The organism is Marinobacterium lacunae, from assembly GCF_000705555.1.
In the GTDB taxonomy this organism is placed as follows: Bacteria; Pseudomonadota; Gammaproteobacteria; order Pseudomonadales; family Balneatricaceae; genus Marinobacterium_D; species Marinobacterium_D lacunae.
The window spans coordinates 1-8,119 of the sequence record NZ_JMQN01000005.1 but is presented as its reverse complement, the minus strand read 5'-3'; the positions used below and the strand labels follow the sequence as shown (position 1 = coordinate 8,119).

Here is an 8,119-nt window from a genome sequence, read left to right as displayed (position 1 = left end):
CGGCCCCTGTGTGCGGCGTTATACAAAAAAAACGGGAATTCTATTTAGCTTATGCATAAGGCGCATCTCAAAACACGGTTGTCAGTTTTTACTACCTCTGTGATAGTGATTCTTCTAGCCTTTACTGGAAATAATTCTTACACATTTCCAATGTTTGGAATTACGATAACAGGGGATAAACTATGGCTCATACTAGGCGCTCTTCATGTATTCTTCTTCTCAAAAGGGCTATTAACCGGCGCGTTAAATAACGTCGTTCCTCCGTGGTCAAAATTTAATGAGGATGATCAAGATAGCCAGAGAATGTATAAGGACGCTGTATATTGGGAGTTCTTTTTTAATAATGTTCCCCTCTTGGTTTTGCCAGTAATTGGCTTAATCATCATAGCGTTTCAACTATCCGGTCTTTATTTTTCATGAAATATTGTATAACAAAGCATTCAAAACCGTTCGCTTCGCTCTCTGGGACCTCAAAAGCTACGCTTTTTCGGCCCTTTAATCGCGGCGTTAAGGCTCTATGAAGATTGAATACATCGCCACAGATATTTTTGATCAGCTTATTGAAAAGCATTTGGCTGAAGGCTGGTCAAAAATTTATGAATACGACAATATCGTAGATAAAGGTATAGACTACGATAAAGTCGTCCTTGGTAAAGATGATCGAGAGCTTGTTTTTGAGTGGGATAATTGGCTTGAAGGTAATGTGGAAGGTGATTCTCAAGACTTAGAACCAATTGAAAAATATATTTTAACGCACAAAAAGGCAAAGCCTTAACAAGGCGCAGCAGTCGCTCCCGTTGGTCGCTGGGACGCCCAAAACGCTGCGCTTATTTGGCCGCCCCTGTGCGCGGCGTTAAAATTAATCCGTATAGGAATTAAAATGAAAAAAATATTTATCATGTTGGTGTCATTAATTGTGGTTTCCGGATGTACTACACCAGCAATGACGGTCGATGCTACACGCGATCTTCATTTAAAAACAGCGGAAGTCTGTACTGACCTAACTGTAGAAATGGCCAAAGATAGGCTTAAAAAGGCTTGGGAAAATTGTTATTTGGGGCAAGGTCCATCCGAAACAATGATTGTAACGGGTAGCACAGTAATGATTGTTCCAGTTTATGGTGGGGGAAGTTCCATGTCGGTAGAAATGGAAAAGAATGAATCGGGATATTCTCTAGCCCTTCGTAACTTTAAACAAGAAATATATTTGATGGCTGATATTGCCTCAGCTGAAGAATGTGAATCAAAAATTATTGCTCGTGGCTGGAACTTCGCATGGGATAGAGCTGCTCAATATACGGAAAAATGGATTGAGAATCCGGATGCGCCAGGGCCTTTTGCTGTATGTCGATGAAACTTTCTTTTAACAAGAGTAAGCACTTGACCCCAAAAAGCTACGCTTTTTCGGTCAAGTGTTACAAGCGTTAAGTGTAAGAACTATGCTCCTGGTTAATGAAGGAAAATGGATAATATACGACCCGGATAAAATCCTTGGTTATAAACTTGAGGGGTTCGATACTGGCGAATTAAAGTTTGGAGCAGATATTCACCCGAGAGAAGATATGATGCAGCTTACTCACAAAGAGTCGAATTGTATCATAGATTTTGGTTACTACGGTTGTGAAATTAAATTAGATGGTTTCTACGCTGTTCATGTTATCGATGGGAATCTCGAAGAAGCCTGGTACCATCCCCTAGAAAGACATGAGTCTAAAGATTTTTTAGAAGGCATTGCTAATGTACAAACCATGCTCGATAAATACACTTAACAAGCGTAAGCACTTGACCCAAAAAAGCTACGCTTTTTCGGTCAAGTGTTACGAGCGTTATAAGGACAGTGAGATACTCTATGGATAGTTTGTTTCAAGAAATGTTAGAGAAGGCCCGGGAAAAATTAGAATCAAATGAGCCATTTTGGTGTGACGTTTTTAATAGACCAGCAGATAACAAGTTTACGCATCTTTTAAGAGATAATGGTTATGATGTCTATTGTCTATATCTGATAGAAAGTTATGAAAATGTTTACGCTCCAATATCAATGAATCCAGAAGATTTACGAAAAATTGCGATAAAGAGAGCTGAATTACGTGAATCTGGAGTTAAAGAAAATGATTTGCCAGGCAGCTTATAACAAGGCACAGCAGTCGCTCCCGTTGGTCGCTGGGACCGTCAAAACGCTGCGCTTATCTGCCGGCCCCTGTGTGCGGCGTTATGTTCCAGGAGAAATGTTGTGCTAGGGAAGTTGTTTGGAAGAAAAAAGGAAGAGCCTCTCAAAGAAAATGAGGTGCGTGTGGTCCTCCCTGAGGAGTCCTACACGCTGATGGAATGGAAAGAGGACAGCTTGCCGTGTATTGGGATGCTCAATTCTGCACTCATTGACTTCGAGCACAAGCAGATTTTCGGGTGGCACCTCTCGGTGATCATCGACTTTGAGGAAACGATCGATAATGGAATGCCCTCGGAGGAAGAAAGAGAAATTGTCGATCCGTTCTGTGACAAATTAGACGAAGCAATCAAAGCAGGTGGAAACGCTTTGTTCCTTGTCAGAGAAACTTGGAACAAAACTCGACGCCTAGTCTGGAGAGTTTACGATCCAGAAATTGCCCACCAACACCTTCAATACTTAGTTGATCACCATCGGCATCCTCGACCTTTTGATTGGCGCATGGAACAGGACCTTGAGTGGCTCCAGGCCGAATGGTACTTCAAGCAACTGAGAACATAACAAGTGGCTGTTGTCGGACGCACCTCCGCTGGCGCTCCGGCACGCCGCAAAGCCAAGCGTTATGAATCAACGAGGGATCGATGTATATCTTTGAAATAGTGAAGCCAGGAACTTGGCTTGAAAGCGAAGATCGAGATTGGAATTGGGAAATAGAAGGTATTCTTCGTAGCTTAGAAGGTCAGTTTTACGAAGCTAATTTAGCTCTTAATATGTTCCTACATACTCTACAAAGAGATAGAAGACCTCCATCTAGAGAGCAATGGGAGGCAGATGCGAATCGTCGATCTGAAATCCGACGGGAAGTAGAGCAAAAGTACGATAACCCATATGATAATTCTGTATGGGATGAAATACATCTAGAAACAGAAATAATATTTAAGCGAGAGCAGTGGCAGTCCGGTAAATTACCCAGAGAGTTCGAGCACAATCAAGCCTTTATGCATGCTCGCGCATTCTTGTATGCTCTAGATTCATTTGACAAGTTTCTAAGAGTTCTAAAAAGCCAGCCAAATGTTCCTCCTGAAATTTCTGGTTTGCACGATGAAATCGGAACCGCTTTTCCTGATCTGCGAGGCGTAAGAAATACCTCCCAGCATATGGAAGATAGATCACGAGGTCTTGGGGCCGGGCGGAGAGGCCAGCCACCTCAACCTCTTGAACTTCAACCCATCGATAACGAACTCGTAAAATCCGAAAACGGTGCCTTGATGTTAAATTGCCTAAACGGGACCAAGTATGGAAACACCATGGCTGATGGTCATTACGGAGAGGTCGATGTATCTCCAGCATCAATGGAAGCACTGCGCTCGATCTTCCAAAGGTTACTCGAGGCATTTTCATGGAAAGGCCCTAAATCACATTTGCCGAGCATATGATTCATAACAAACCAATCAACTATGCGCCTTCGGCGCCGGACAGCTTACACTGCGCTTCGCTACGTTCCAGCTGCCGGTTATTGGGGCGTTAGAGGATATTTCGGTCATGTCTACACCTGCCCTAATAATCATTGACATGCAACGCTGTATGCGCGAGCCATCCGCAGGGCCTCGTAATAATCCGGAAGCAGAGCAAGTAATTGCTGCAACACTTAGAACTTGGCGAGATGCGAAAGCCACGATTGTTCATGTACGCCATATCTCAAGAACGCCAGGTTCACCGTTTTGGCCGGGGCAATTTGGCGTTGAGTTTCAAGAAGAACTACGGCCTTTAGACACAGAGCATGTAGTTGAAAAGAACGTGCCGGATGCTTTCATAAATTCTGGGCTTGAACGCTGGCTCCGTGTTAGAGGTATAGAGTCTGTTGTAATCGTGGGCGTAAGTACCAATAACTCTGTAGAAGCAACAGCGCGCACTGCAGGTAATCTTGGTTTTAAAACTTATGTCATATCCGATGCAACAATTGCATTCGAAAAATCTGACTACAACGGCGTTATGCGTAATGCAGAAGAAGTTCACGCAATGGCGTTAGCCAATCTTAATGGAGAGTATGCAACAGTAATTACAAGTACCGAGTTGCGAAATGTACTCTAACAAAAGCCTGATGTTCGCCGCTATCGCGGCTGGGACCTCTACTTCGCTGGCGCTACGTTCCGGCCCCATAGGCAGGCGTTAGTCTTCTAAGGAGATGTCGTGGATATATGTGGAATGTGCAATAGGGAAAGTGTATTGCAGAATTCGCATGCTATTCCTGATTCTGTATTCAAAAAGATACTCCGATCCAACAGCGGAAAGGCTATTGTTGTTCCTTCTGGTGGACGTGATCCTATTCACTACTCAAGTGATAGTTGGGATACTAACCTTTTGTGCAGTGATTGTGAGTCATTACTTAACTCACTATATGAAGGCTACTCCCTGAGAGTTTTAAGAGGAAGTGTTGGAGGAGTTCGCCGACATGATTTAGGTGTTACTTTTTCTGGCATTGATCCTTGTCGGCTAGCTAGCTTTTTTATTTCTGTATTTTGGCGGGCAGCAAACTCTAAACACTCATCTTATGGGAAAGTTTATATACCAGAACCTTGGAATGGAGAAATAAGAGATTACCTTCTCAAAAACACGCCAATTCCTATTAATTTGGTAACTGTGCAAATTTCAAGGCTAATTGATAGAACACCAAAAAATGGATTCACACTAAGATCATTGAAATCTGTAGTTATGAGTCCCTTTTTTAGAAAGCATAAGTATGGTAAATATTCTTTCTGTTTTGTATTCGAAGGTTTCTTTGTGGAAATATTCACTCCTGGCCTAACCTACTCTCTTCGTAGGAGAGCAGGGGTAATATTGAAAGATAAGCGTGTCTTGATGGTTCCTTATCTAGATATATTTGATGTGCCTGAAATTGTAGATGCTTTGGTGAAAGGGTATGGGAAGTATCTTGATGGTGATATTACATTCAAAGACTAACAAGCGTAAGCACTTGACCCAAAAAAGCTACGCTTTTTCGGTCAAGTGTTACGAGCGTTATAGCGCAATCAGGTCATGAAAATATTTTCTAAAGAAACTCGAAGAAACGTCATTGTGTTTTTTGTGGGTCCTTTATTCATGGTGCCAGCCGTGTTGCTTGGAATATTGATAATAAACTTTTTAAAAGGTGATTTAAGTGATTTAGGTGGGACTGTCGCGTTTGGTTTAGTGGCCTCGATAATAGGTCTGTTTTGGTTTGCTTATCCTTTAACATTGGTATTAGGGTTGCCGGCAATACGTTTTCTATGCAGACTGAATTATTTAAATCCTTTTAGTTTAGCTATGGTTAGTCTGCTAGGTGCATTAATTGTCACAGTCATAGTTGACGATATGTCATTGTGGGTGTTTTCAATTTTTGGTTATTGCTCTATAGCGGTAAGTAGCGGATGTTGGTATGTTTATAAAAAATGCGAAAAACTATAACAAAGCGTTGAAAATCGTTCGCTTTGCTCACTGGGACCTCAAAAGCTACGCTTTTTCGGCCCTTTAACCGCGGCGTTAGGGCTCCAAGGAAAATATGAGCGTACCTGCGAATAAAAGAGAAGAAGCGATAAGGGGCCTATTTTTAAGGCCTGAGGTAACTGAGTTATTACTGAAACATGCGGAATTTGGTGCGCTTTCTCGCTACTTTGAATTGCCGCATTATTTCTACTCTAAAGGCTCTCCAGAAGGTCCAGGTGAGTGGCCAGAGCTTGTAGATAGAGAACTTCTACCTCTCTGGGAGTTTTCCGGAGAGATATATGCGGTAGATTTGCTCTCCAATAAATTGCTAGCCTTTAACATAGAATATCCCACTGAGTATGAGTTGCTCGATTCTATAGATCAGGCAATATTTAAAATGATCGAGCTTCATACGTGGGAATTCGGCGGAGAAGAACAAGAAATAGAAGAAGCAATCGAGTTTGCGGAAAGAGTGAAGCTTCCAAATATTTCAGGGCTGACAAAATTGTTTGCCCAATATATGGAATGCACAGAAGAAATGATTACAGAATATAGGCAAACGCTATGAGCAGAAAAAGCCCTAACAAAGCGCTGCTAGGGACAAACCTACGCTGCGCTTCGGTTTGCCCCAGAGCGCGGCGTTATGTTCCGGAAAGGGTATGGAGGCTTTTGAGTTGTGTCAGATAATTGAAAAAAATCAAGTAATACCTGGTGATGTTTTAGTTGCTTATTCGAGTTCCGCTGCGGAAAAAAGTGCGTTGCTCGGGTATTCTCATGCCGCAATATGTTGTGGCGAAGGCGTTATTGCTGAGTCATGTGTTAGAGGCGTTCGAAAAAATACTATCGATGAATTGTTGGAAGAATACGAGCATATTGCTGTTTTTAGGCAAATACACTTTTGGAATGAAAGCAGGCTCATCAAACTCAATGAGTTCATCGATACTGCAATAGCATCTGAGGCACGTTTTAATTCGCAGGGAATAAGGGATTACGAAAAAGCTAAAATTGAGCATGAAATAAATCTACAAGAAAAACTCACGAAATTCTTCGATGACGAGTTTGAATATCCTGATCCAAATCAAGGTGTTTATTTCTGCTCAGAACTCGTTGCTGCGGCGTTTATCGCTGTTGGAATACTTGCGCCCAGCGCAGCGGTAGTTTTTGACCCACGTGTTATGTCGCCCCTAGATTTGGCAAGGGACGCTACATACGGACTTTTTGTTGGGTACCTCATTCCATATGAAGGTTATACGATTAGCAAGGAGGATCCGTTCTATTATCAGCAGTCGCTCGACTACATCCTGCGAAATGGAACATAACAATGCCAAGCACCGCGACAGCTTTTTCGTTGCGCCTTCGGCTCCACTTCAAAGCGGCGTGTTGGCGGCGTTATGAAATCCAATCTGCCGTTGTTCATCGAACGGTGCCAAGGGTAATTTGGGCAGAAAATGTAATAGTCCGTGCCGCCTCTTCGAGGTAGTCTGAACGTAAGGCGGTTAAATAGGCAACGGAGTGCTTGGCGAAACGGAGTCCATCTCTCTTTTCTCAGTCACTCCAACAATGGCAAACCAATCCTGGTGCCATGTGTTGGCACATCAGGTTTGGCGGTAGCGTGCCTGTTGGCATGGGGCAAATCAAACAAGGAAGGTGAAATGATTCAAAGCTATCAGTCCTTATCCTTTCTAAATAAGCCCTGTGCTGGAATAGGTTTTCATAACAAAGCACAGCAGTCGCTCCCGTTGGTCGCTGGGACCGTCAAAACGCTGCGCTTATTTGCCGGCCCCTGTGCGGGGCGTTAGGCATACAGGAGTAAGTACGTGGATCCAACATTAACAGCAGGGCTGGTAGGCGCCGTGGGTTCAGTTGCTGGAGCCATTATTGGCACCGTAGTGGGCTATCGACTAAACAACTCGAAAGCTGATGTCGACTTCTATATCGATAATCGAGTCTGGATGTATTACTACGATCATTGCTTCGCAATGTATGTGCCGATTACTGTAGTTAATGAAGGGGCTAGATCTTTTACCATTACAGCGTTTGAAGTCACCTTAACGTCACCAACGAACCAGAGTTGGAAATTACATTGGCAAGATTTCGCTCAAGAGAATTCTCACAAGGGAGAAGGTTGGAGTGTAGAGCGAGTAGCCAGTCCAATTTTAGTACATGGCCGTTCAGGTACTCAGCATTATCTAAGATTCGTTAATGGTGACAAAACCTCGGAAGAATTATCAGATGTAAAACTTCAGACTGGGCAGTATGAATTAAAGTTAAGTGCATTTGACAGAAACTTAAAAATTTTTAAATCAAAAAATCAATATTTAAATATTGGTACTGAGCCACAAGAGCAACTAGCTGAGCGCCGAAGAGATAAAGAGAATCTAGATACATGGTGGTTACCGGTACGCTCTAATGCCTAACAAGGCACTGTTGCCGGACAAATTTTACGCTGCGCTCCAAATTTTCCGCAAAGCGCGGCGTTAGGCAAAAGGAGGT

At 42.9% G+C, this 8,119-nt stretch carries 12 protein-coding genes; all 12 read left to right on the top strand.

From position 1 onward, the window contains the following. The first annotated feature begins 517 nt into the window (after positions 1-517). The 12 genes from ADIMK_RS00575 (at position 518) to ADIMK_RS21855 (ending at position 8,043) form a co-directional block, all read left to right on the top strand. Complete coding sequence (locus ADIMK_RS00575) at positions 518-775, top strand: hypothetical protein (RefSeq protein WP_036182402.1); 258 nt, start codon at positions 518-520, stop codon at positions 773-775. 105 nt (positions 776-880) lie between these two features. Then, positions 881-1,354, top strand: a complete 474-nt coding sequence (locus ADIMK_RS00570; RefSeq protein WP_036182400.1) for a lipoprotein — start codon at positions 881-883, stop codon at positions 1,352-1,354. 85 nt (positions 1,355-1,439) lie between these two features. Then, the gene (locus ADIMK_RS00565) at positions 1,440-1,769 is read left to right on the top strand and encodes a hypothetical protein (RefSeq protein WP_036182398.1); all 330 of its coding nucleotides are present in this window, start codon (positions 1,440-1,442) and stop codon (positions 1,767-1,769) included. 80 nt (positions 1,770-1,849) lie between these two features. Further along, positions 1,850-2,131 (top strand): hypothetical protein, encoded by a 282-nt coding sequence (locus tag ADIMK_RS21870; RefSeq protein WP_156042715.1) that lies wholly within the window; start codon positions 1,850-1,852, stop codon positions 2,129-2,131. A 99-nt stretch (positions 2,132-2,230) separates the two neighbouring features. Beyond that, positions 2,231-2,725, top strand: a complete 495-nt coding sequence (locus ADIMK_RS00560) for a DUF695 domain-containing protein (RefSeq protein ID WP_036182396.1) — start codon at positions 2,231-2,233, stop codon at positions 2,723-2,725. Between the two features lie 80 nt (positions 2,726-2,805). Then, the gene (locus tag ADIMK_RS00555) at positions 2,806-3,600 is read left to right on the top strand and encodes a hypothetical protein (protein ID WP_036182394.1); all 795 of its coding nucleotides are present in this window, start codon (positions 2,806-2,808) and stop codon (positions 3,598-3,600) included. Between the two features lie 106 nt (positions 3,601-3,706). Next, positions 3,707-4,255, top strand: a complete 549-nt coding sequence (locus tag ADIMK_RS21605; RefSeq protein ID WP_081849609.1) for a cysteine hydrolase family protein — start codon at positions 3,707-3,709, stop codon at positions 4,253-4,255. Between the two features lie 99 nt (positions 4,256-4,354). Then, complete coding sequence (locus ADIMK_RS21865; RefSeq protein ID WP_156042713.1) at positions 4,355-5,125, top strand: hypothetical protein; 771 nt, start codon at positions 4,355-4,357, stop codon at positions 5,123-5,125. Positions 5,126-5,200: 75 nt separating this feature from the next. Then, the gene (locus tag ADIMK_RS21860) at positions 5,201-5,608 is read left to right on the top strand and encodes a hypothetical protein (RefSeq protein WP_156042711.1); all 408 of its coding nucleotides are present in this window, start codon (positions 5,201-5,203) and stop codon (positions 5,606-5,608) included. A gap of 94 nt (positions 5,609-5,702) precedes the next feature. Next, a complete protein-coding gene (locus ADIMK_RS00545) occupies positions 5,703-6,194 on the top strand; it encodes a hypothetical protein (protein WP_036182390.1) in 492 nt (163 codons plus the stop codon). 91 nt (positions 6,195-6,285) lie between these two features. After that, the gene (locus ADIMK_RS00540; RefSeq protein ID WP_036182388.1) at positions 6,286-6,945 is read left to right on the top strand and encodes a C40 family peptidase; all 660 of its coding nucleotides are present in this window, start codon (positions 6,286-6,288) and stop codon (positions 6,943-6,945) included. A gap of 498 nt (positions 6,946-7,443) precedes the next feature. Then, positions 7,444-8,043, top strand: a complete 600-nt coding sequence (locus tag ADIMK_RS21855) for a hypothetical protein (RefSeq protein ID WP_156042709.1) — start codon at positions 7,444-7,446, stop codon at positions 8,041-8,043. Positions 8,044-8,119 lie beyond the last annotated feature (76 nt).

What these genes read in the sequence shown, in the direction of transcription:
- ADIMK_RS00575 (WP_036182402.1), top strand. Translation starts at nt 518, where the DNA reads ATGAAGATTGAATACATCGCCACAGATATTTTTGATCAGCTTATTGAA.
- ADIMK_RS00570 (WP_036182400.1), top strand. Translation starts at nt 881, where the DNA reads ATGAAAAAAATATTTATCATGTTGGTGTCATTAATTGTGGTTTCCGGA.
- ADIMK_RS00565 (WP_036182398.1), top strand. Translation starts at nt 1,440, where the DNA reads ATGCTCCTGGTTAATGAAGGAAAATGGATAATATACGACCCGGATAAA.
- ADIMK_RS21870 (WP_156042715.1), top strand. Translation starts at nt 1,850, where the DNA reads ATGGATAGTTTGTTTCAAGAAATGTTAGAGAAGGCCCGGGAAAAATTA.
- ADIMK_RS00555 (WP_036182394.1), top strand. Translation starts at nt 2,806, where the DNA reads ATGTATATCTTTGAAATAGTGAAGCCAGGAACTTGGCTTGAAAGCGAA.
- ADIMK_RS21605 (WP_081849609.1), top strand. Translation starts at nt 3,707, where the DNA reads ATGTCTACACCTGCCCTAATAATCATTGACATGCAACGCTGTATGCGC.
- ADIMK_RS21860 (WP_156042711.1), top strand. Translation starts at nt 5,201, where the DNA reads ATGAAAATATTTTCTAAAGAAACTCGAAGAAACGTCATTGTGTTTTTT.
- ADIMK_RS00545 (WP_036182390.1), top strand. Translation starts at nt 5,703, where the DNA reads ATGAGCGTACCTGCGAATAAAAGAGAAGAAGCGATAAGGGGCCTATTT.
- ADIMK_RS00540 (WP_036182388.1), top strand. Translation starts at nt 6,286, where the DNA reads ATGGAGGCTTTTGAGTTGTGTCAGATAATTGAAAAAAATCAAGTAATA.